The sequence below is a fragment of the Falsiroseomonas sp. genome (genome assembly GCF_051859025.1).
In the GTDB taxonomy this organism is placed as follows: domain Bacteria; phylum Pseudomonadota; class Alphaproteobacteria; order Acetobacterales; family Acetobacteraceae; genus Falsiroseomonas.
In genome coordinates this window covers 355,707-376,098 of the sequence record NZ_JBHYGL010000012.1, presented here as the reverse complement: position 1 = coordinate 376,098, position 20,392 = coordinate 355,707, and the positions used below count along the sequence as shown (strand labels likewise).

20 protein-coding genes and 1 tRNA gene are annotated in these 20,392 nt (G+C 71.9%); 14 read left to right on the top strand and 7 right to left on the bottom strand.

Annotated features, from left to right (window positions below; genetic code table 11):
• Window positions 1-98 precede the first annotated feature (98 nt).
• On the top strand, window positions 99-326 hold the full coding sequence (locus tag ACTIE5_RS13985) for a hypothetical protein (protein ID WP_092961097.1): 228 nt from the start codon (window positions 99-101) through the stop codon (window positions 324-326).
• On the opposite strand, the gene ACTIE5_RS13980 is transcribed toward ACTIE5_RS13985, so the two are convergent.
• Entirely contained in the window at window positions 258-1,886 is a 1,629-nt protein-coding gene (locus ACTIE5_RS13980; RefSeq protein WP_439550314.1) for a hypothetical protein, read from the bottom strand. The two genes, ACTIE5_RS13985 and ACTIE5_RS13980, sit on opposite strands and share 69 nt — an antisense overlap.
• A 162-nt stretch (window positions 1,887-2,048) precedes the next feature.
• On the opposite strand from ACTIE5_RS13980, the gene ACTIE5_RS13975 reads away from it, so the two are divergent.
• Window positions 2,049-2,123: transfer RNA gene (locus tag ACTIE5_RS13975), tRNA-Thr, on the top strand.
• Between the two features lie 189 nt (window positions 2,124-2,312).
• On the opposite strand, the gene ACTIE5_RS13970 is transcribed toward ACTIE5_RS13975, so the two are convergent.
• The 5 genes from ACTIE5_RS13970 to ACTIE5_RS13950 form a co-directional block, all read right to left on the bottom strand.
• The gene (locus ACTIE5_RS13970) at window positions 2,313-2,717 is read right to left on the bottom strand and encodes a thermonuclease family protein (protein ID WP_439550313.1); all 405 of its coding nucleotides are present in this window, start codon (window positions 2,715-2,717) and stop codon (window positions 2,313-2,315) included.
• Window positions 2,718-3,333: 616 nt separating this feature from the next.
• Window positions 3,334-5,352, bottom strand: coding sequence for an HWE histidine kinase domain-containing protein (locus tag ACTIE5_RS13965; RefSeq protein WP_439550312.1), 2,019 nt, complete (start codon window positions 5,350-5,352; stop codon window positions 3,334-3,336).
• Window positions 5,353-5,512: 160 nt separating this feature from the next.
• Window positions 5,513-6,208, bottom strand: coding sequence for a hypothetical protein (locus ACTIE5_RS13960; protein ID WP_439550311.1), 696 nt, complete (start codon window positions 6,206-6,208; stop codon window positions 5,513-5,515).
• A 26-nt stretch (window positions 6,209-6,234) separates the two neighbouring features.
• On the bottom strand, window positions 6,235-7,077 hold the full coding sequence (locus ACTIE5_RS13955; protein WP_439550310.1) for a hypothetical protein: 843 nt from the start codon (window positions 7,075-7,077) through the stop codon (window positions 6,235-6,237).
• Between the two features lie 118 nt (window positions 7,078-7,195).
• Window positions 7,196-7,669, bottom strand: a complete 474-nt coding sequence (locus tag ACTIE5_RS13950; protein ID WP_439550309.1) for a CYTH domain-containing protein — start codon at window positions 7,667-7,669, stop codon at window positions 7,196-7,198.
• 64 nt (window positions 7,670-7,733) lie between these two features.
• Between ACTIE5_RS13950 and uvrB the strand changes: the two genes are divergently transcribed.
• The 3 genes from uvrB to ACTIE5_RS13935 all read left to right on the top strand — a co-directional run bounded on the left by uvrB (window position 7,734) and on the right by ACTIE5_RS13935 (window position 11,426).
• Window positions 7,734-9,977: an excinuclease ABC subunit UvrB gene (gene uvrB / locus ACTIE5_RS13945; RefSeq protein ID WP_439550308.1), complete on the top strand. Its 2,244-nt coding sequence runs from the start codon at window positions 7,734-7,736 to the stop codon at window positions 9,975-9,977.
• Window positions 9,978-10,111: 134 nt separating this feature from the next.
• Complete coding sequence (locus ACTIE5_RS13940) at window positions 10,112-10,342, top strand: hypothetical protein (RefSeq protein WP_439550307.1); 231 nt, start codon at window positions 10,112-10,114, stop codon at window positions 10,340-10,342.
• 109 nt (window positions 10,343-10,451) lie between these two features.
• The gene (locus ACTIE5_RS13935) at window positions 10,452-11,426 is read left to right on the top strand and encodes an ABC transporter substrate-binding protein (RefSeq protein WP_439550306.1); all 975 of its coding nucleotides are present in this window, start codon (window positions 10,452-10,454) and stop codon (window positions 11,424-11,426) included.
• 20 nt (window positions 11,427-11,446) lie between these two features.
• On the opposite strand, the gene ACTIE5_RS13930 is transcribed toward ACTIE5_RS13935, so the two are convergent.
• Entirely contained in the window at window positions 11,447-11,896 is a 450-nt protein-coding gene (locus ACTIE5_RS13930; protein WP_439550305.1) for a hypothetical protein, read from the bottom strand.
• A 96-nt stretch (window positions 11,897-11,992) separates the two neighbouring features.
• On the opposite strand from ACTIE5_RS13930, the gene ACTIE5_RS13925 reads away from it, so the two are divergent.
• From ACTIE5_RS13925 to ACTIE5_RS13885, 9 genes are all read left to right on the top strand, one after another.
• On the top strand, window positions 11,993-12,781 hold the full coding sequence (locus ACTIE5_RS13925) for an SDR family oxidoreductase (protein ID WP_439550304.1): 789 nt from the start codon (window positions 11,993-11,995) through the stop codon (window positions 12,779-12,781).
• A complete protein-coding gene (gene folB, locus ACTIE5_RS13920) occupies window positions 12,778-13,173 on the top strand; it encodes a dihydroneopterin aldolase (protein ID WP_439550303.1) in 396 nt (131 codons plus the stop codon). Before ACTIE5_RS13925 ends, folB begins: the two co-directional genes overlap by 4 nt.
• Before the next feature lie 391 nt (window positions 13,174-13,564).
• Entirely contained in the window at window positions 13,565-15,466 is a 1,902-nt protein-coding gene (gene uvrC / locus ACTIE5_RS13915) for an excinuclease ABC subunit UvrC (RefSeq protein ID WP_439550392.1), read from the top strand.
• A gap of 57 nt (window positions 15,467-15,523) precedes the next feature.
• The gene (gene pgsA / locus ACTIE5_RS13910) at window positions 15,524-16,162 is read left to right on the top strand and encodes a CDP-diacylglycerol--glycerol-3-phosphate 3-phosphatidyltransferase (protein ID WP_439550302.1); all 639 of its coding nucleotides are present in this window, start codon (window positions 15,524-15,526) and stop codon (window positions 16,160-16,162) included.
• 33 nt (window positions 16,163-16,195) lie between these two features.
• A complete protein-coding gene (locus ACTIE5_RS13905) occupies window positions 16,196-16,948 on the top strand; it encodes a hypothetical protein (protein WP_439550301.1) in 753 nt (250 codons plus the stop codon).
• A gap of 30 nt (window positions 16,949-16,978) precedes the next feature.
• A complete protein-coding gene (gene moaD, locus ACTIE5_RS13900; protein WP_439550300.1) occupies window positions 16,979-17,230 on the top strand; it encodes a molybdopterin converting factor subunit 1 in 252 nt (83 codons plus the stop codon).
• 2 nt (window positions 17,231-17,232) lie between these two features.
• Window positions 17,233-17,700, top strand: coding sequence for a molybdenum cofactor biosynthesis protein MoaE (locus ACTIE5_RS13895; RefSeq protein WP_439550299.1), 468 nt, complete (start codon window positions 17,233-17,235; stop codon window positions 17,698-17,700).
• A complete protein-coding gene (locus tag ACTIE5_RS13890; protein WP_439550298.1) occupies window positions 17,697-19,067 on the top strand; it encodes a hypothetical protein in 1,371 nt (456 codons plus the stop codon). The genes ACTIE5_RS13895 and ACTIE5_RS13890 overlap by 4 nt, the downstream gene beginning before the upstream one ends.
• Entirely contained in the window at window positions 19,064-20,392 is a 1,329-nt protein-coding gene (locus tag ACTIE5_RS13885) for a hypothetical protein (RefSeq protein ID WP_439550297.1), read from the top strand. The genes ACTIE5_RS13890 and ACTIE5_RS13885 overlap by 4 nt, the downstream gene beginning before the upstream one ends.

Below are 20,392 nucleotides of genomic sequence, written 5' to 3'. Positions count from 1 at the left end.
GCGCATTCATCATCGCGCAACCCGAATCGGGCATTCTGCTGATGCCGCGACCACCCGGGCGGCGACTCGCCAGAAAGGCATCCTTTCACGGGAAAGCCATGCGAATCGCCAACTGGAACAACCTCCCCGAGGATCTGCAACTCGTGCTGTCGCGCGAGGCCCTGCGCCGCGCGGCGGAGACACTTGCGGAACATGCCGAGATGCTGGCCGAGGAGATGGAAAGCGGCACGCTTTCCGATCGCGGCGGGCCGGATGCCCTACGGCTTTTCGCCGCCGTGGTGCGCGCGACCAATGACGATGCCTTCGGGCAGGTCGGCCACGCCTGAGGCCGTGGCCGGCGCGGCCTGGAACACCCAGGCCGCGAAGCCCCGCCGCGCATCGCGCCAAAGGGAGGCAGCCTCCCGCCAGGCGGGGTCGGCCCGCAGCGCGGTCAGGGTGGCCTCCACCTGCCGCGCGCCGTCGCGATCCGTGATGCCCAGCACCACCAGGCGGGGATAGGCGGCGGCCTCCGGCGCCAGCTTCGCGCCGTCCCGCAGCAGCAGCATCGGCTGGGCGGGCGGCGCTTCGCGCAGCGTGGCGACGACGATGCCCACGCCATCATTGCCGCGCGGCACCAGCAGTAGCGCATCCGGCCCCAGCGCCGGCGCCAGCACGGCCAGGGCATCGCGATAGGCTTGGCGCGTGGCAGGGTGCAGCGCCATGCCAGCGATGCCCGCCCCCTGCACGGCCAGCAACGCCGCCAGGCCCGCCAGCGCCGCGCGAGGATGGCGCTGCGCCACCGTGCCCCCCGCCCCCGCCAGCAGCAGCGCCGCGAAGGGCGCGGCGAAGGCGAGGTAGCGCAGTTCCACCGGGGTATTCCCGGCTAGCGCGCCCAGCAGCAGCAGCCCCGCCGAGGGCGCCGCGAAGGCGCCGAGCCACAGCCAGCGCGTCGGGCCAAGCCCCCGCCAGCGCCAGGCGACAGCGATCGCGCCGGCCAGCAGCAGCCCGGCCAGCGCCGCGCCGAGCATGATGCGGCCAGATCCCTCGGCATAAAGGGGCAGGCCGCCGAACAGATTGGCGGCGTTGAACTGGCCCAGCAGCTTCAGCGCGGGCAGCGGGGCGAAGGGCTCGAACTGCTCCGGCCGGCTGCCGCGTTGGGGCAGGAAGTAGGAGAGGTTCGCCGCCTGCAGCGCCAGGAACGGCACCACCGCCACCGCCAGCAGTTTCACCCGCGCCCAGCCGAGGCCGGGCGCGACCAGCAGCCACCCCAGCAGCGCCGCCGCCGGAAAGGCCGCGAGGTAGTTGGTGAAGCTGGCCAGCCCGGCCGCGAGGCCCGCCGCGCCCGCGGCGACCAGGCCCGCCCAGCTGCTGCCGCGCCGCCAGGCCACCACCACCGCCAGCGCCGCCAGGCCCAGCAGCAGATGCGCCAGCGCGAAGCCGCGCGCTACGCCGCCGGTATAGGCGAAGCCATAGGACAGCGCCGTCAGCAACCCCGCCGCCAGCGGCGGAATCCCCGCCACCCGCGCCGCCGCCATGAAGGCCGCGACAGCCGCGACGGCGCAGAGCACGGAGAAGGCCCGCAGCGCGCCCAGATCCGTGAACCCCGCCTGGCGCAGCAGGCCGGCGGTCCAGAAATACAGCGGCGGGTGCACATCCGTCTCCCGCAACTGCCGCGCCACCGCCGCCGGCGGGACCACCGCCTCCAGCACCGGGGCGACGTCGCGCGGCGTGAAGACGCCCTCGGGCCAGGCAGGGCGTGGGACGGGGGAGGTGACGAGGCTCGTATAGCCCTCGTCATACTCGGCGGAGCGCAACACGGCGCCCGCACCCACCGCCAGGGCAGCGACGAGCAGGACGATGGCCAGGGCGGCGCGCGAGCCACCCTGGCGCAGAAGAACCGGAACCATGTGGCGAAATTCCCGCAGTACCGTCGCGCATGACGCGGCAGCGGCGGCGGCGATGCCGGGGCCCCGGACAAAAGCCCGTGACCGCGCGACCGATTCGAGGATGGCGCGGCGGCGCCGAACCGGTTGAGCGCGCGGCCAGGGCGCGCTAGTGCTGCGGCGGTGGCCGGGTTAGCACAGCGGTAGTGCAGCGGTTTTGTAAACCGAAGGTCGGGGGTTCGATCCCCTCACCCGGCACCACGCCCTTCCGCCAGTTGCCACCAATTCGCGGGTTCTGGCGCTGCCCGCTGGCCTGACATTGACCGGACAGCGCAGCCGGAAAGGTCCGGTCGCTCTGCCGCGCCCCGGCGGCTCGCGAGGCGCGGCTCTGAACGCAATCCAGGCCATGGCCCACACATCAGCCCACAAGGTGCCGCGAGCGTCACCGCCCTAGCGTCGTGGGCAATCCCGCTTGGACCAACCCGCCGCATCCATGGCCCGCCCTACGTCGCGCCCATTGGCCAGGACCGTGGCCACCACCCGGTTATGGCTTCCATGATGCGGCAGGATCACCAGCGGGGCCGCTTCCGTCCTCCGCCGCAGTTGCAGCCGTGCGGCGCGCCACCTTGGATGGCCCCGCTCCACCGTATCCACCCCGCGCAGTCGCACCCGGATCAACGCGGGTTGCCCGGCGCAACGGACGGTCAACGTGTCGCCATCGGCCCACCGGATCGCCGCGCAGTTCCAGGCGAGCCCGCCGGGGTAGGTTCGTGGCGGCTCCCGCCAACGACAGGCATCGGCCAGCGCGGGCGGAGAGAACAGAAGGAACAGGGCGAGGATAGGGGCGCGAGTCATCGCCAGTCAGCCCCCTGACGCTACGCCGTTGGGCTTCGGGCAGAATAGCTCCGGGTTGCCAGTCAGCGCCCCCGCAAGCCCGTCAAGCGCCTCGATAGCCTTCCCGGTGGCCTCATACTCGACGCCATCGATCTTCGCTTCGGCACAAACGCGGATGCAGGCGCGGCGCGTGGCCTCGACAGCGGCCAGGGCATCCACTCGCGCGGAAGGGGACAGTGTTCGGGGGCGGGGGTGCATCCGCGCAGAATGGCGGGGAACACAAAAAGAACAAGTCCGATAGCTTCTTCATTTCGGGGCCGCGTGAACAGCGCCACGCCGGCGGGTTCAGTTTCGTCGCATTGAGGATGCGTCCCATGGGACGCCGTAACCGCCCTTCCCTCGCACGATGCGGGAGTGGAGCTTTGCGACCACGCCCTTGTTCTTGGAGCGTGACTTCAAACTCAGAGACCGTTTGAGAATGCCGGCGGCTGAGGGTTTGCGAGGGATTTTTCGCGCTGGGCAGGGCCGCGGCACTGCCGCGGCGACGCAGCCGATGCTGGTTGCATCGGCCAGTCCGGAGACGCACCCAGCGCGGAAAAGCCCAGCGAAACCGACCCGCCGGTGTTCTCAAACTGTCTCAGCCCATCATCTCGATCGGCGCGGCGTCGATCTCCGCCGGGCGGCCCGGGCGCGGGAAGCGCAGGCGCCAGACCAGGCCTTCGCGCCGCATCTCCTGTTCCGCCCGGCCGCGCAGATCATGCGCCACGCAGCGGTCGATCAGCTTCCCGCCGAAGCCGCGCCGCACGGACTCCGCCACGGGGCGCTCCGCCACTTCCTCCCAGGCCAGGGCCACGCAGCCGTCTTCCAACAGTTGCCACTGGATGGAAACGCGCCCCGCGGCCCCGGGCCGCAGCGCGCCGTGCTTGGCGGCATTGGTCGCCATCTCATGCAGCACCAACGCCATGGCCAGGGTCTGCTTGGCCGGCAGGGGGACGGAGGGGCCCTGCCAGCGCACGATCTCCCCGAAGGGCGCGACGGTGGAGGCGACGAGGGCGGAGAGTTCCACCGCGCCATCCGCGGAATCGAACAGCGCATCCTGCGCCCGGGCGAGATGGGTCAGGCGGCCGGAGAAGGCCTGGCGGAACTGGTCCAGCGTCTCGCTATGCGACAGGGTCTGCGCGGCGACGGCCTGCACCACGGCCAGCGCGTTCTTCACGCGGTGGCGGAGTTCGGCCGTCAGCAGTGCCTGCTGGCGCTCGGCATGGCGCCGCGCGCCGATATCGAGGAAGGCGGCCACGGCCATCCTCTCCCCCCCCGCCGCGGCGACGGCGGCGGCGCTGACGGACAGCGTCGTCTCGCTGCCATCGGCGCGGCGCAGCGGCAGTTCCAGCCCCTCCGTCGCCACGCCTTCCGCCACCGCGCGCCGCAGCGGCTCCGCCAGCGGTTCGGGATCGTCGCCTTCCCCGGAGCCATCGCCAGCCGGGGGCAGCAGGGCGCGGGCGCGGGCGTTGCGATAGGTCTCCCGGCCCGATGGGATGGCCGCCAGCACCACGGCGACCGGCATCTGGTCCAGCACGGCGCGCAGCCGCGCTTCCTCCTGCCGCAGCAATTCCTCCCGGAGGGCGACGGCATCGGCCATGGCGTTGAAGCCGGCGGCCAGGCGGCCGACCTCCCAGCCCTGCGTCGCCGCGGTACGCGCACCCCGGTCACCCGCCGTCCAGCGGCGCATGGCATCCAGCAGCCGGTCCACGGGATCGCGCAGCGCCAGGCGCCCGAACACCCAGGCGGCGGCCAGGGCGGAGGCCAGCCCGGCCAGGATCATGAGCACGGCCCGCCGCGTCGCGCGGTCGATCTCCGCGAAGGCGGCCGCGGTGCCGTAGCCCGCGCTGAGATAGAGGCCCGGCAGCGGCGGCGTATCGACCGGCAGGTAGGCCAGCATGCGGTGGGTGCCGTCCTGGCTCGTCACCTGCATCACCCCGGCTTCGCGTGCGTTGACCAGGTGCCGGAAGGCATCGGGGATGCGGGTGGCGATGAAGCGTTCGGCCTGGGGGTAGCGCGCGACGATCACGCCATTCCGGTCCGCAACGGTGACGGACCCGCCGGGCGGCAGCGCGCCCGCGACCACGAGGTTGGCGGACAGCCAGGCGCCCTCGAAGCTGGCGATGGCCACGATGGCGGGCACACCCGCTTCCAGGATGGGCAGCGCGACAGGCAGGAAGGGCGGCCGGTCCGTGCTGGTGACGAATTCGCCGACCTGGAACTGGCCGGTGGCCAGGGCCGCCTTGAAATAGGCGCGCTCGGCGATGCTGCGCGGCGGTGCGGCACCGTTGGAACTACAGAGGATATTGCCCTCCGCATCGGCGATGCCGATGGAGCCGTAGCGCTCCATCCGGCCGTTCAGCGCCGCGAGGCCTTCCGAGCATCCTGGGAAGGTGCCGTTGCGCAGATGCGCCTCCCCCACCGCGGCCAGCATGCCGCGCGCGCCTTCCAGCAGGCGGGCGACCTCGGACGCCGATTGCAGGGCGAAGCGGCGCGCTTCCTGTTCCACGCCGGCGATGCGGGACTGCCGGAGCGCGACCTCATGCCAACCCTGGATGGCCAGCCCGGGCAGGACGGCCACAGCGCTGAGGGCAATGATGCGCGACGAAAGGCGCATGCGGCGCCGGCTCTCCCGTGGGGCGCGAATCGTTCGCGCGCTGGGCGCAATGTCCCATGCCGAACCATCGCTGTTGCCTCACAAGCGCGTGGCCCCGGGCCGTGCGGGGCCCGGGGCCGGTCAATCCATCGGGCTCAGCGGCGCAAGAACGTCGACAGGGTCAGGCGACGTCGCCGCGCCGGGTCCGCGCCGGGTCATTGGCACCGGGCACGGTATCCGCCATGCGGACGCCGCTGGGATGCACCACGCCGGCCGTGCTGCCGGTGGTGGCGGCGCCCAGCATCGGGTCGGCGGGGACGCCGCCGGCCCAGCCGCCTTCCCGCCATTCGGATTCGCGGCGGTCCATGTCCACGGGGTTGTGGCCCTCGAGGATGCGTTCGGCCTCCGCCGCGCGGGCGTCGTCGGTGCGCACCACCACCAGGTGGCCGCCGCGGCGCAGGCCCTCGCTGTAGGTGGCGGCGCTTTCCTCCGGCAGGCCGGAGGAGGTGAGCGCGCCGAGCAACCCGCCGGCCGCGGCGCCGACACCGGCGCCGGTCAGCGCGGCGATGAGCCAGCCCGCCGCGACGACGGGCCCGATGCCGGGGATGGCGATGGCGCCGAGGCCAGCGAGCAGCCCCGCGCCGCCACCGACCACGGTGCCGAGCGTGGCGCCCGTGCCCGCGCCGGAGCTGTCGGCATCGGTGCCCGAGACGGAATCGGCCCGCGCGCCAGCGATCGAGTCATTGGCGGCGGTGGCGTCCTGGTTGCCCATGTAGGTCACGTCGTCATGGGCGAAGCCGGCGGCTTCCAGGTCCCGCACCGCGGTATGGGCGGTGGCGGAGGTATCGAACATGCGGGCGATGGTGCGCGAAGCCATGGTGGATTCTCCTTGAAGGGGTCGGGTCACTGCGTGGCGACGACGTTGCCCTGGTAATCCAGGGCCACGCTGGTCTGCTGGCCGTTGCGCATGGCGCGGCCGCGCCAGATGCCCTGCTCGTCCAGCCGCAGTTCCTGAACGTCGTTGAAGCCGGCATCGCCCATGCGGGCCCGCGCCTGGCCCTCGGTGAAGGAATTGGCGCCGGCGACGGGGGCCGCCGCGGTGCGGGGTTCCGTGTGCTGCGTGGTCGCGGCCGGCGGGTTGGTGCTGGCGCCGCCGCCCTGCGTCGCGGCGCCGGGGGTGGTGGCGCCGGTCGCGGTGCCGGGCGTGGCGGTGCCGGGCGTGGTCGCGGCCGCGCCGGTGCCGGGCGTCATGGGGTCCGCCGGGCGGGCGGGCGTGCTGCCGGGCGGGTCACTCTGAGCGCGAACGGCAGGGGAGGCGCCCGGCGTCATGCCGGGGGCCGTGCCGCCGGGCACGGGGCTGCCCTGCGCCGTCACGCCCGGGCGGGGCGAGGACGGATCGGCCGGGGAGGTGCTGCCCGGCAGCGCGCCGCTGGATTGCGACTGCGCCGCGCGGTCCACCTCCGTATTCGTCGCGCCCATGCCGGGCGCCTGGTTGGCGCGGCTGCCGGGCGGCATCGGGCTCGGGTTCACCTGCTGGGCGGTCGGGCGCTGGCCGGACTGGCCGGGGTTGCCGCTGTTCATGCCGGGAGCATCCCCGGCCCGGCTGCCCTGGGGCATGGACGAAGGATTGCCGCCCTGAGGGCTGCCGGGCGTGGCGGGGGTGACGGATTGGGCAACTGCCCCGGCGGTGGCGAATCCGAGTGACGCGATGATCGCGCCGGCGATGACGGTCTGCCTGTTGCGCATGGCGTGGTTCCTCCTGTGGCGCGCAATGCGCCCTGCAGGGGATCAACGGCAGCGCGTCGCTATTGTTCGTCTCGGCAGCGGCATGACGGCGCACAGGACCGCGAGCGGAAGGACCCCTTCAGCCCGGCCGGCCGTGGCTGATGAGCCTGGCATTGGCGTAGGCGGGGTCGTCCGTGACTTCCCGCCCCAGCCAGGGCGGCAGGGGCGGATCGGCGTCGGCGGCCTCCATCTCCACCTCCGCCAGCACCAGGCCCGCGAGGCTGGTGGGGGATTCGAAGACATCGATGGTCCAGAGATGGCCCTGGTGGGTCACGGACCAGCGCGCCTTGGCGAGCGGCGGCGTGGTGCAGAGGGCGAGCATCGCCTCCGCATCTTGCGGCGGGATCGGGTATTCGAACTCGGCGCGGACCAGGCCGCCCGGGCCCTTCACCGTCAGGAAGGCCTCCGCCCCGGCGCGGCGGATGCGCACCGTGGCGCCGGCGGCACCGGGGGCGGCCAGGTAGCCCTGGCGGATCGGCACGGGCGGGCCCTCCGTCGCTCCGCGCCAGCCATCGCCCGCCACCAGGAACTTCCGCTCGATCTCGATGCCCATGCCGGTTCCCGGAGTGAAGAGAAGGCTACCGGAAGGGCAGCCGCGGGCCCACATTAGGGGGGCCATGAACGTCATGTCCCCCGTCCAGTTCTTCCCCCAGAAGCGCCCGGTGCCCGAATCGGGCATCCCGCTGAAGGTCGTCTCCCCCTATGAGCCCGCGGGCGACCAGCCCACGGCCATCGCCACGCTGGTGGAAGGCCTCCGCAAGGGGGAGCGCGATCAGGTGCTGCTTGGCGTCACCGGGTCCGGCAAGACCTTCAGCATGGCCAAGGTGATCGAGCATGTGCAGCGCCCGACCCTGATCCTGGCGCCCAACAAGACCCTGGCGGCGCAGCTGTACGGGGAGATGAAGAGCTTCTTCCCCGACAACGCGGTGGAATACTTCGTCAGCTACTACGACTACTACCAGCCCGAAGCCTATGTGCCGCGCACCGACACCTACATAGAAAAAGACGCCCAGATCAACGAACAGATCGACCGCATGCGGCATTCCGCCACGCAGTCGCTGCTCGAACGATCGGATGTCGTGATCGTCGCCTCCGTCTCCTGCATCTACGGCATCGGGTCGGTCGAGACCTATTCGCGCATGGTGGTGAAGCTGGAGCGCGGCGGGAAGATCGAGCGCGACCAGCTCATCAAGGGCCTGGTCGAGCAGCAGTACCGCCGCAACGACAGCGCCTTCCAGCGCGGCACCTTCCGCATCCGGGGCGAGACGGTGGATATCTGGCCGTCCCACCTGGAGGACCGCGCCTGGCGCGTGAACCTCTTCGGCGACGAGATCGACGGCCTCAAGGAATTCGACCCGCTGACGGGGGAGATCACGTCGGAGATGGACCGCGTCTCCATCTATGCAAACAGCCACTACGTCACGCCGCGGCCGACGATGCAGCAGGCCATCATCAGCATCAAGGCGGAGCTGAAGGAGCGCCTGGCGGAGCTGACGGCGCAGGGAAGGCTGCTGGAAGCCCAGCGCCTGGACCAGCGGACCACCTTCGACATCGAGATGCTGGAGACCACCGGCAGCTGCAAGGGAATCGAGAACTACAGCCGCTACCTGACCGGCCGCGCGCCGGGCGACCCGCCGCCGACGCTGTTCGAATACTTGCCGGGGAACGCGCTGCTGATCGTGGACGAAAGCCATGTGACCGTGCCGCAGATCGGCGGCATGTATCGCGGCGACTTCGCGCGGAAATCGATCCTCGACGAATTCGGCTTCCGCCTGCCGAGCTGCAAGGACAACCGCCCGCTGAAATTCGAGGAGTGGGAGGCTTATCGCCCCGACACGCTCTTCGTCAGCGCGACGCCGGGGCCCTGGGAGATGGAGCGCACCGGCGGCACCTTCGCCGAACAGGTGATCCGCCCGACCGGCCTTGTCGATCCCGTGACCGAGATCCGGCCCGTGGAAGGCCAGGTCGATGACCTGCTGGCGGAATGCAAGGAGGTCGCGAAGAAGGGCGGCCGCGTGCTGGTCACCACGCTGACCAAGCGGATGGCGGAAGACCTGACGGACTACATGACGGAAACCGGCATCCGCTGCCGCTACCTGCACAGCGACGTGGATACGCTGGAGCGGATCGAGATCATCCGCGACCTCCGCCGCGGCGTCTTCGACGTGCTGATCGGCATCAACCTGCTGCGGGAAGGGCTCGACATCCCGGAATGCGCGCTGGTGGCGATCCTGGACGCGGACAAGGAAGGCTTCCTGCGGTCCACCACCAGCCTGATCCAGACCATCGGGCGCGCGGCGCGCAACGCGGAAGGGCGCGTGGTGCTCTACGCCGATGTCATGACCAACAGCCTGAAGAACGCGCTGGGGGAGACGGCGCGGCGCCGCACGCGGCAGCAGGAATGGAACACCGCCCACGGCATCACGCCGCAAAGCATCAAGCGCGACATCTCCGACGTGCTGCAGTCGGTCTATGAGCAGGACTACGTCACGGTGGAGGCGGTGGAGGGCGACAGCACCGCCGAATTCGTCGGCAAGGACCTCGGCGCCGCCATCCAGGAACTGGAAAAGCGCATGCGTGCGGCGGCCGCCGATTTGGAATTCGAGGAAGCGGCCCGCATCCGCGACGAGATCAAGCGGCTGGAGGCGCTGGAACTCGGCCTGCAGCCCAACCTGGCCGGCCGGTCCCTGCAGGACAGCGCGCCGACGGGCGCCAATGGCTCCGCCAGCACGGGCAAGGCCAATACGAACAAAGGTCGTGCCAAGCAGGATTGGAAGCCGAAGCCGCTCGGCCCGGGCGGCGGCGGCTACGACCCGGATAAGGGGCGCGGGGGCAAGGGGAAGGGGCGCGGCCGGCGCTGACGCGCGCGGGGCGTTCCGTTCCGGTCGCCGGACCGTGAATGGTTGTGGCGGTGAAAAGGCGGCATCCGCCGTATCCCCGCCGCAACCGCCCGCTGTATTGCGCGTCACCCCGCAAACCACATGGGAGATGACGCATGCAGTCCCTTTCGATCCGCTCGCTCTCGCGCCTGGCCCTGGCCGTCGCCCTGATCGCCCCCCTGGCCGCCTGTTCCGGCATGAACCGCACGCAGCAGCGGGCCCTCTCCGGCGGCGCGATCGGCGCGGCGGGTGGCGCGGCAATCGGCGCGCTGACGGGCGGCTCCGCCGTCACCGGCGCGCTGATCGGTGGCGCGGGCGGCGCCGCGGTGGGCGCCATCACCCGCTGACCGTCGCTTCCCGCGCATCACGGCGATGCGCGGGCGGCTTCGGCTTGCGCCGTCCCACGGGATGGCTACCCTCGCATTCCTGGAATGCCCGCGAGGGAACAAAAAAGCGATGCGTCGCCGCCCTGTCCTGGCCGGAATCGCCGGGGCCCTGGGGGTGGGCGCGTTGGGCGCGCCCCGCGTGCTCCGCGCGCAGACCTTTCCCCGGATCATCATCGGCATGTCCGGCTGGCCGGGCTTCGCGCCGCTGACCCTGGCCGAGCAGGCCGGGCTCTTCCTCGCCCAGGGGCTGGAGGTGGAGACGCGCTTCGTGCCGCAGCGCGACCGCGCGGCGGCGCTGGCGGCCGGCAGCCTGCACGGCGTCGTCACCACCCTGGATACGCTGCTGGGCTGGGCGGCAACGATGCCGCTGCAGCAGGTGCTGGTGCTGGACCGGTCGCGCGGCAGCGACGGCATCGCGGCGCGGCCGGGAATCGGGGGATGGGCCGATTTGCGCGGCAAACGCGTGGCGGTGGACCGGCCCGGCAGCACGCCCTTCTTCGTCCTGGCCTGCATGCTGCGGGAGAACGGGCTGGGGCTGGACGCGCTGCGCCTGGAACCCCGCAACCCCCGCCTGGCCGCCCAGGCCCTGGCGGAGGGCGAGGTCGATGCCGCGGTGACGACGGAACCCTATCTCGGCCAGATCCGCGACCTGGGCCCCGGCAAGGCGCGGATCCTGGCGACGACGCTGGACCACCCCTGCGTCGTCGATACCCTCGCCTTCCCCCCCGCCTTCACCGAACGCAATCCGGAAGCCGTGCAGCGCGTGGTCCGCGCCTGGTTCGCCGCCATCGAGTTGATCCGGCGCGAACCGGACCGGGCGCATGAGATCATGGGCCAGCGCACCCGCCAGACCGCGGCGGAATTCGCCCGCAGCGCCCGGCACTTCGACTGGCTGGACCTGGCCCGCAACCGCGCCTTCGTGGCGGAGGAACTGCGCCCCCTGGCCCGGCGATCCGTCGCCGTGCTGCGGGATACGGGCGTGCTGCGGGCAGAGATCGACCTGGACGCGCTGCTGAACGACCGCTTCCTGCGCGGGATGGGCTGACCCTCAGCCCAGGGTCACGGTCAACGCAGGCCCACGCCGCATTCCGACAGCAGCGCGGTCGGGTTGCCGCGGGCGGTATTGGCCACGCGGGCGACGCGGGCCGAATCCTCCCCGGGCAGGGTGCGGATCAGGCAGGCGCCCAGCGCCGTCATGTCCAGCGTCAGCCCGCATTGCCGCGCGGCGCCGGCGACGCGGGTGCAGAAGGCGCGCTTCTGTTCCGGCGTCTGCTGGCCGAACACGCCCTGGAGGGCGGACATGGTGGAGGGCGCATGCCCGCCGCCACCTTGGCCCTGTCCCTGTCCCTGTCCAAGCGCACCGCCGAGGGCGCCGCCAAGCCCGCCGCCTTGACCACCCCCCTGGCCCCCGCCTTGGCCGAGATTCGGCAGGCTGAACCCCTGCGCGAGGGCCGGACCCCCCAGGCCCGGCGCCATCATCGCCATGCCGGCAAGCACCACCAGAACCTTGCGCATCACGCCTTCCCCCCAAGCTAGCCCCAGCCTTCGGCGCCTTGGGGTGCCGGGTCAAGATTGGCCATCGGCCCCGGCGCGGGCTATCAGCGAGGTTCCATGCTCCTCTCCGACTTCATCCCGCGGTCCATCCCGCGCACCGCCTTCGTGACCGGCGGCGCGAAGCGGCTGGGCCAGGCGACAGCTCTCGCCCTGGCGGAAGCGGGCTTCGACATCGCCATCCACTACGCCTCCTCCGGCCCCGAAGCCGCGGAGACAGTGGCGCGCATCCTGGCCATGGGCCGCCGCGCCATCGCGCTGCGGGCGGATCTCGCGGTGGAGGCGGAGGTGACGGGGCTGATCCCGGCGGCGCAGGAAGCGATCGGGCCGATCGGGGTGCTGGTGAACAACGCCTCCACCTTCGAACGCGACGAATGGGAGGATGCGACGCGGGATAGCTGGGACCGGCACCTGGAGCCCAACCTCCGCGCCCCCTTCGTGCTGGCCCAGGCGGTGGCGAAGGCGCTGCCCGGCGGGGCGGAGGGAGTCGTCATCAACCTGCTGGACCAGCGCGTCTGGTCGCTGACGCCGCATTTCATCTCCTACACCGTCTCCAAGGCCGCGCTCTGGACACTGACCCAGACGCTGGCGCTGGCGCTGGCGCCGCGCATCCGGGTGAACGGCATCGGCCCCGGCCCCGCCATGCCATCGCCGCGGCAGAGCCAGGCGCAGTTCGACCGGCAATGCGCCTCCGTGCCCCTGAAGCACGGGACGAGTGCCGAGGAGGTGGCGCGCGCGGTGCTCGCCATCCTCGCCTTGCCTTCCATGACGGGGCAGATGATCGCCCTGGATGGCGGGCAGCATCTGCAATGGGCGCCGGTGGCCGGCGCCGCGGAGATTGCCGAATGATCTATGCCCCACATGCCGAATCCGGGCGCCGGGTGGTGTTCGTCCGCGGCCTGGAGTTGATGGCGCGGCTCGGCATCCACCCGCATGAGAAGGCGGGACCCCAGCGGATCGTGCTGGGGGTCGAATTGGTGGTGCAGGATGATGCCGCGCCGGCCGCGGTCGGCCCCGATGATTTCCGCCGGGTGGTGGACTACGCCCGCCTGGTGGAGACGGCGCGGGAGGTGGTGGCCGCGGGCCATGTGCTGCTGGTGGAAACGCTGGCGGAGCGCGTGGCCCTGGCGGCGCTGGCCGATCCGCGGGTGGAACGGGCGCGTGTGACGGTGGAAAAGCCGGATGCCTTTCCCGATGTCGGGTCGGTGGGCGTGGTGGTGGAGCGGGTCAGGGGCGGCTAGTCCGATCTTTGTTGCCCGCGCAAGGGTTTGGCGCGCGACTTTTCCACCGGCTTCACGACGGCGCGAGTTCCGTTTTCCGTGTCAATGGGGAAGATGGGCTTGACGCCGGCAACAAGAGTTGTGCAGTCGTTAAAGCATGGTAAATCAAAGACTTAACAAAATCGCCCAAAAACTAGGCAATGCTATGTGACTGGCGGATGACGGCCATTTCCGGGCCTCCCGGCACCAGTCGCCCACAGAGTTTTCCACAGCTTCGGTGGACAAGATGATCGGCGCTTAAGTCGCCTTTCATCCGTCGCCGGGACACAAGCCAGACCCCAGCTGACAGCGCATGAACGAACCCGAAAACCCGCCCGCCCCGCCGCCGCCCGAGGACGCGCCCACCCCCGTGATGCCCCCCGTGATGCAGGGCGTGGAGGTGATCGAGGCGATGCTGCGCACCCTGCCGCTGGCGCCGGGCGTCTATCGGATGCTCGATGCCAAGGGCGATGCCCTCTATGTCGGCAAGGCGCGCAGCCTGAAGAAGCGGGTCGTCGCCTATACCCAGGTCGCCCGCCTGCCCGAACGCCTGCGCCGCATGGTGTTCGAGACCAGGCGCATGGAGGTCATCACCACCGGGAGCGAGGCCGAGGCCCTGCTGCTCGAGGCCAACCTCATCAAGAAGCTGCGGCCGCGATTCAACATCGTGCTGCGGGACGACAAATCCTACCCCTGGCTGGTGATGACGGAGGACCACCCCTACCCCCAGATCGCCAAGCACCGCGGCGAACGCCGGAAGGGCGCCAGCTACTGGGGGCCCTTCGCCAGCGTCTGGGCGGTGAACCAGACGCTGACCGCGTTGCAGCGCGTCTTCCTCCTGCGCTCCTGCCGCGACACGGTCTTCGACAGCCGCACCCGCCCCTGCCTGCTGCACCAGATCAAGCGCTGCTCCGCCCCGTGCGTGGAACGGGTGAGCCGCGAGGATTACGGCGCCCTGGTGCGGGAGGCGAAGGAGTTTCTCAGTGGCGGCATCCCCACCATCCAGAAGCGCCTGGCGACCGAGATGGAGGAAGCCGCCGAACGGCTGGAGTTCGAGCGCGCGGCCAGCATCCGCGACCGCATCCGGGGGCTCACCCATGTGCAGGGGAAGGACCGCATCAACCTCGATGGCGTGAACGACGCGGATGTGGTGGCGCTGCACCAGATGGCGGGGCAGTCCTGCGTCCAGGTGTTTTTCTTCAGGGGCGGCCGCAACAACGGCAACCGCCCCTTCTTCCTGTCCCACGCCAAGTCCGAACAGCCGCCGGAGGAGGTGCTGGGCGCCTTCCTCGGCCAGCTCTATGACGACCTCCCGCCCCCGCCGCTGGTCCTGCTGAGCCACGACCCCGTGGATGCCGACCTGCTGACGGAGGCGCTGAGCCTCAAGGCCGGCCGCAAGGTGGAACTGCACCGCCCCCAGCGCGGCGAGAAGAAATCCGCCGTGGACCACGCCGCGACCAATGCGCGGGAGGCGATCGAGCGGCGGATGGCCGAGGGCGCCGCGCAGGCCGACCTGCTGGCAGGCGTCGCCCGCGTCTTCGAATTGCCGGACACGCCGGAGCGGATCGAGATCTACGACAACAGCCACACCATGGGCACCAACGCCTATGGCGTCATGGTCGCGGCCGGGCCCTCCGGTTTTCTCAAATCCGCCTACCGCAAATACGGCATCAAGGGCCCCGCTGCGGGGACCGCGGGCGCCACGCCCACCGGCGGAGACGATTTCGCCATGATGCGGGAGGTCTTCGAACGCCGCTTCGGCCGCGCGCTGAAGGAGGATCCGGGGCGGGAGGCAGAGGGCTGGCCCGACCTGGTGCTGATCGATGGCGGCGCCGGCCAGCTTTCCGCCGCGCGGGACATATTGAACGAGATGGGCCTGCACGACATCCCGATGGTCGGCATCGCCAAGGGGCCGGACCGGGATGCGGGCCGGGAATGGTTCCACCAGACGGGCAAGGACCCCTTCCAGCTGCCGCCGCGCGACGCGGTCCTGTACTATCTGCAACGCCTGCGGGACGAGGCCCACCGCTTCGCCATCACCACCCACCGCGCCGGAAGGTCCAAGGCCATGGTGCGGTCGGAACTGGATGACGTGCCGGGGGTCGGCGCCGCCATCAAGCGCAAGCTGCTGAATCACTTCGGTTCCGCCCGCGGCGTCCGCCAGGCGGGGCTGGAGGATCTGGAGAATTGCCCCGGAATCGGCCCCGCCGTGGCGCGGCGCATCCATGGGCATTTCCACCCGGGGGCCGGGACGGGTAGGATGGGCACCGCATGACCCTCGCCGCCCCCCCCCGCCCCACAGCCAGCGCCCCTTCCGGGGCCGGATGATCGCGTGCCGACAGACCTGCCCAACCTGCTGACACTGTCGCGCATCGCCGCCATCCCGCTGCTGGTGGTCTTCGCGGCCATCCGCGAGCCCTGGGCGGATCTGGCGGCCTGCATCGTCTTCTCCCTGGCCGCCATCACCGATTATTTCGACGGCAAGCTGGCCCGCAGCCGGCAGCAGATCAGCGATTTCGGCCGGATGCTGGACCCGATCGCGGACAAGCTGCTGGTGGGCGCCGCGCTGATGCTGCTGGCGGGGATGGGGCGCCTGACCGATTTCGGGCTGTTCCCCGCCATCGTCATCCTGCTGCGGGAAATCCTGGTCAGCGGGCTGCGCGAATACCTGGCGGGGCTGTCGGTCGGCCTGCCGGTCACCAAGCTCGCGAAATGGAAGACCGGCTTCCAGATGGGCGCGCTCGGCACGTTGCTGGCGGGCGATTCGGCCTCCCCCCTCGTCTGGCTTGGCTGGCTGCCGGTGTCCCTGATCGGGGAGTTGATGCTGTGGACGGCCGCGGTGCTGACGTTGCTGACGGGGTGGGACTATCTCCAGGCCGGGCTCCGCCACGTCACCGGCGCCGCGACGCCCCCAACCCGGGAGGTGCCGCGGGATGCCGGCGCGCAGCCCGCCCAGACACCATTGCACTGATGGGCCTTGAGGCTTGCCCCCTTGAGGCTTGGCATGCTGCAGCGCATCTTCGCCCTGAACACCGCGATCACGGGAGCCGTCATGGCCGCCGCCCCTTCGACCACCCTCCCCTCCGCCTCCCCCCCAGCCCCACGGCGCGGGCGGCTGCCATCCCCGGTGCTGGGCCTCGCCCTGCTGGCCACCGCCTGCTCGGGTGACCTCTCCTCGGTCGGCTCCAGCATCTCCGCCGGCTTCGACAGCCTCTGGTCGCCCTTCATGGGCCCGACCAATGTGGTGGCCTCCGACAGCCTGACGGTGCAGCGGGTGCGCGGCTCCGATCCGACGGTGGAACCGCTGGTGCCGGAAGCCGGCAATGTCTGGCCGGCGGCCGAGGCCCCGCGGCCGACGCTGCTGGGCGGGCCGGATGAGGCGATGCGCAACATCCCGGACTACCGCCCCTCCCTGATCGATGGCGCCTCCCCCGCCGCCTCCCCGGTGGCGACGCCGGGCGACCGGCCGGCGCGGCGCGGGTCCTCGACCCCGCCGGCCAGCCCCGGCGCGCCAGGCGATTTCGCCCGCAGCCCCGCGGTGCCGGCGGCGCCTGGTGCGCTTTCCCCGCCCCCTTCCCGCGTCGAGGGCCGGGCGCTGACCAGCCCCTCCGGCCAGGCGGCCACGGGCACGGCCGGCACTGCCCGCGTGCAGGGCTTCACCGGCCCGCAGGGCGGCGGCGCCGTGGTGCGCGACGGCAATGTGGAAACCTGGATCGGCCCGGATGGCCGCACCAGCACCCGCATCGTGCCGAACTGAGCACCCCTTACTGACGGGCAGGGTGGCGTATTGAAGGTCCTGTATTTCGCCTGGGTGCGGCAGCGGATCGGGCTGGCGGAGGAGGATGTCTCCCCGCCGGCCGAGGTGCGGGACGTGGCCGGGCTGGTCGCCTGGCTGGCGCAGCGCAGCCCCGGCCACGCCCAGGCCTTCGCCGATCCGCGCCAGGTGCGCGCGGCGGTGAACCAGGAATTCGCCCCGCCCGAGACCCCGGTGGCGCCGGGCGATGAGGTCGCCTTCTTCCCGCCCGTGACCGGCGGCTGACCATGGCCACCGTCACGCCGAGGGTGTGCGTCCAGGAAGCGGGCTTCGACCTGGCGGCGGAAACCGCGCGCCTGTCCGACGGCCGCATCGATGTCGGCGGCATCGCCAGCTTCGTCGGTGTCTGCCGGGGCGATGACGGGCTCTCCGCCCTCGTGCTGGAACACTACCCCGGCATGACGGAGCGGGCGCTGGCGAAGATCGCGGCGGAGGCCTGTGCCCGCTGGCCGCTGACCGGCTGCACCGTGATCCACCGCGTCGGCCGCATCCTGCCCGGGCAGGGCATCGTGCTGGTCCTGACCGCTTCCGCCCACCGCGCCGCGGCGCTGGAATCCTGCGCCTTCCTGATCGACTGGCTGAAGACCGGCGCGCCCTTCTGGAAGCGGGAGGAATTCGCCGGCGGCTCGACCCGCTGGGTGGAGGCCAAGGCCAGCGACGACGCGGCCAGCGCCCGCTGGCAGATGGGGAATTGATCCGCCGCCTGGCTAGCCTCGCCTGGCTGGTGCTGGGCGCCCTGCTGCTGGTGTGGCCCGCCTTCCTGAACGGCTATCCGCTGGTCTTCAGCGATACCGGCGCCTTCCTGCACCAGACCGCGCCGGCGCCCTCCGGCCCGCTGGTGATCTGGGACAAGCCGCATGTCTATGGGCCGCTCCTGCACCTGTTCCACTGGCGCATCTCGCTCTGGGGGCCGGTGCTGGCGCAAGGGCTGATGCTGTCGCACCTGCTGTGGCTGGCGCAGCGCGCGCTGCGCGGCCAGGCCACCCCGGGCGTGCACCTGCTGGCCTGCGCGGCCGCGGCGGCGCTGACGACCGCGCCCTTCACCATCGCCCTGCTGATGCCCGACGTCTTCGCCCCCGCCGTGCTGCTGGCGCTGCTGCTGCTGGGCTTCGCGCGGGACCGGCTTTCGCGGGGGGAGGCATTGTGGCTCGGCCTGGTCGCCGCCATCGGCATCGCCGCGCACCTGTCCCACCTGCCGCTGGCCGCCGCGGTCGCGGTGCTGGTGGCGCTGGTCGCCCGGCGCATCGCGCCGGTTCTCCGCGTGGCGGCGCCGGTGATGGTGGCGGTGGTGATCCTGGCGGGCAGCAATGCCTGGCTGCATGGCCGGGCCGCGCTGTCCCCGCATGGCGCCACCTTCGCGCTGGCGCGCCTCCAGGCGGATGGCCCCGCCGCCGCCGTCATCCGGGACCGCTGCCCCGAATCCGGCTGGTATCTCTGCGCCTTCGCCGACCGCCTGCCGATGGACAGCGACGCCTTCCTCTGGGATGCGGACAGCCCCGTGAACCGCGCCGCCGATGGCACGCCCCGCTTCCTTGGTGGCGCGATGCTCTCCGCCGAGGCCGGCGCCATCGTGGGGGAGACGCTGCGCACGCGCCCCGTCGAGGTCGCGCGGGCGATGATCGGCAACACGCTGCGGCAATTCACCCTGGCGCTGGCGGGGGACACGCTGGTGGACAGCCACCTGGCCGCCGCCGTCCGCCCCCGCATCGCGGAGGCTTTCCCCGCCGGCGAACTCGCGACCTATGACGGCGCCTTGCAACCCCGGGGGCTGTTGCCGGCGGCGGCGGCGCCCTTCCTGTGGCCGCACGCCCCTGTTCTGCTGCTGGGCGCGGTCCTCGCGCTGCTGGCCTGGTGGCGGGCGGCGAAGGTGGGGGAGGTCCGCCGGCTCGGCCTGGTGCTCGGCGTGCTGGTCGGCGTCTCCGCCAACGCCTTCGCCACCGGCGCCCTGTCCAAGCCGCATCTGCGGTATGAGGCGCGAATCCTCTGGCTGATGCCCGTCATCGCCGGGCTGGCATTGCTGCCGAGGCGCCCCGCCTTCCCCCCCCCTGGAGCCCAGGGGTGACGGCGCTGCTGGCGGTGCTGCTGGGCGCCGCGATGCTGGTCTGGCCGGCGGGGCTGAACCACTACCCGCTGGTCTTCATCGACACCGTCTCCTACCTCATGCATACCACCGCGCCCGAGGTGCCCTGGGACAAGACCCAGGCCTATGGCCCCTTCCTGCACCTGTTCCATTGGGAACGCTCGCTCTGGGGCCCGCTAGCGGCGCAGGGGCTGATCGCGTCGCATCTGGTCTGGCTGGCGCAGCGGGCGGTGCGGGGACAGGCGGGGCCGGGCTGGCACCTGCTGGCCTGCGCGGGCCTGGCCGGGCTGACCGCCGCGCCCTGGTTCCTGGCGACGCTGATGCCGGATGCCTTCACGGCGCTGGTGCCGCTGGCGCTGTTCCTGCTGGCCTTCGGGGGGCTTTCGCCGCGCGAATCCTGGTGGGTGGGCGGCCTGGCGACGCTGTTCATCGCCGCCCACCTATCCCATTTGCCCACGGTCGTGGCGGTGCTGGCGGTGATCCTGCTGCTGGCCTGGCGGCTCGGCCCGGTGCTGCGGGCAACGGCGCCGGCGGTGCTGGCCGTGCTGCTGCTGTGCCTGGCGAATTGGGTCGCCTTCGATCGCTTCACCCCCTCCCCGCACGGCGCCGCCTTCCTGCTGGCCCGGTTGCAGGCGGATGGGCCGGCCGCCACCCTCATCCGGGATCGCTGCCCGGCGGCGGGCTGGCACCTCTGCGCCTTCGCGGACCGCCTGCCGATCGACAGCGACGAATTCCTCTGGGACCCCGGCAGCCCGCTGAACATCGAAGCCGATGGCAGCCCCCGCCCGATGGGCGCGATGCAGGGGGCGCGGGAGGCGCAGGCCATCATCGCGGAGACGCTGGCCGCCCACCCCGGCGACGTCGCCCTGGCCGCGCTGCGCAATGCGGTGTCGCAGCTGCTGAAGACCGCGGTGGGCGACACGCTGGTGGATGACCATTTGGCCCTGTCCGCCCGCCGCCCCATCGCCGGCCACTTCCCGCCGGAGGAACTGGCCGCCTTCGATGCAGGCGCGCAGATGCGCGGCACCCTGCCCGCCTTGGCGGAGCCCTTCCTGCTGCCGCACATCCCCGTGCTGCTGGGCTGCGCCCTGCTGGCGCCCTGGCTGCTGTGGCGGCGCCGGGGATCCCCGGCCGCCGCGCTGCTGGCCATCGCGCTGGTGGCGCTGCTGGCGAATGCGGTGGCGGCCGGCGCGCTGTCCAAGCCGCATCACCGCTACCAGGCCCGCATCGCCTGGCTGCTGCCGCTGGCGGTCGGGCTGGCGCTGATGCCGCGCGCGGCGGGCCCGCTGGCGCCCAGCCGCCAGTAG

Excerpts from the sequence above, each read along its gene's own strand:
- ACTIE5_RS13985 (WP_092961097.1), top strand. The coding sequence starts at position 99 with ATGCGAATCGCCAACTGGAACAACCTCCCCGAGGATCTGCAACTCGTG.
- ACTIE5_RS13980 (WP_439550314.1), bottom strand. The coding sequence starts at position 1,886 with ATGGTTCCGGTTCTTCTGCGCCAGGGTGGCTCGCGCGCCGCCCTGGCC.
- ACTIE5_RS13970 (WP_439550313.1), bottom strand. The coding sequence starts at position 2,717 with ATGACTCGCGCCCCTATCCTCGCCCTGTTCCTTCTGTTCTCTCCGCCC.
- ACTIE5_RS13965 (WP_439550312.1), bottom strand. The coding sequence starts at position 5,352 with ATGCGCCTTTCGTCGCGCATCATTGCCCTCAGCGCTGTGGCCGTCCTG.
- ACTIE5_RS13960 (WP_439550311.1), bottom strand. The coding sequence starts at position 6,208 with ATGGCTTCGCGCACCATCGCCCGCATGTTCGATACCTCCGCCACCGCC.
- ACTIE5_RS13955 (WP_439550310.1), bottom strand. The coding sequence starts at position 7,077 with ATGCGCAACAGGCAGACCGTCATCGCCGGCGCGATCATCGCGTCACTC.
- ACTIE5_RS13950 (WP_439550309.1), bottom strand. The coding sequence starts at position 7,669 with ATGGGCATCGAGATCGAGCGGAAGTTCCTGGTGGCGGGCGATGGCTGG.
- uvrB (WP_439550308.1), top strand. The coding sequence starts at position 7,734 with ATGAACGTCATGTCCCCCGTCCAGTTCTTCCCCCAGAAGCGCCCGGTG.
- ACTIE5_RS13940 (WP_439550307.1), top strand. The coding sequence starts at position 10,112 with ATGCAGTCCCTTTCGATCCGCTCGCTCTCGCGCCTGGCCCTGGCCGTC.
- ACTIE5_RS13935 (WP_439550306.1), top strand. The coding sequence starts at position 10,452 with ATGCGTCGCCGCCCTGTCCTGGCCGGAATCGCCGGGGCCCTGGGGGTG.
- ACTIE5_RS13930 (WP_439550305.1), bottom strand. The coding sequence starts at position 11,896 with ATGCGCAAGGTTCTGGTGGTGCTTGCCGGCATGGCGATGATGGCGCCG.
- ACTIE5_RS13925 (WP_439550304.1), top strand. The coding sequence starts at position 11,993 with ATGCTCCTCTCCGACTTCATCCCGCGGTCCATCCCGCGCACCGCCTTC.
- folB (WP_439550303.1), top strand. The coding sequence starts at position 12,778 with ATGATCTATGCCCCACATGCCGAATCCGGGCGCCGGGTGGTGTTCGTC.
- uvrC (WP_439550392.1), top strand. The coding sequence starts at position 13,565 with ATGCCCCCCGTGATGCAGGGCGTGGAGGTGATCGAGGCGATGCTGCGC.
- ACTIE5_RS13905 (WP_439550301.1), top strand. The coding sequence starts at position 16,196 with ATGCTGCAGCGCATCTTCGCCCTGAACACCGCGATCACGGGAGCCGTC.
- ACTIE5_RS13895 (WP_439550299.1), top strand. The coding sequence starts at position 17,233 with ATGGCCACCGTCACGCCGAGGGTGTGCGTCCAGGAAGCGGGCTTCGAC.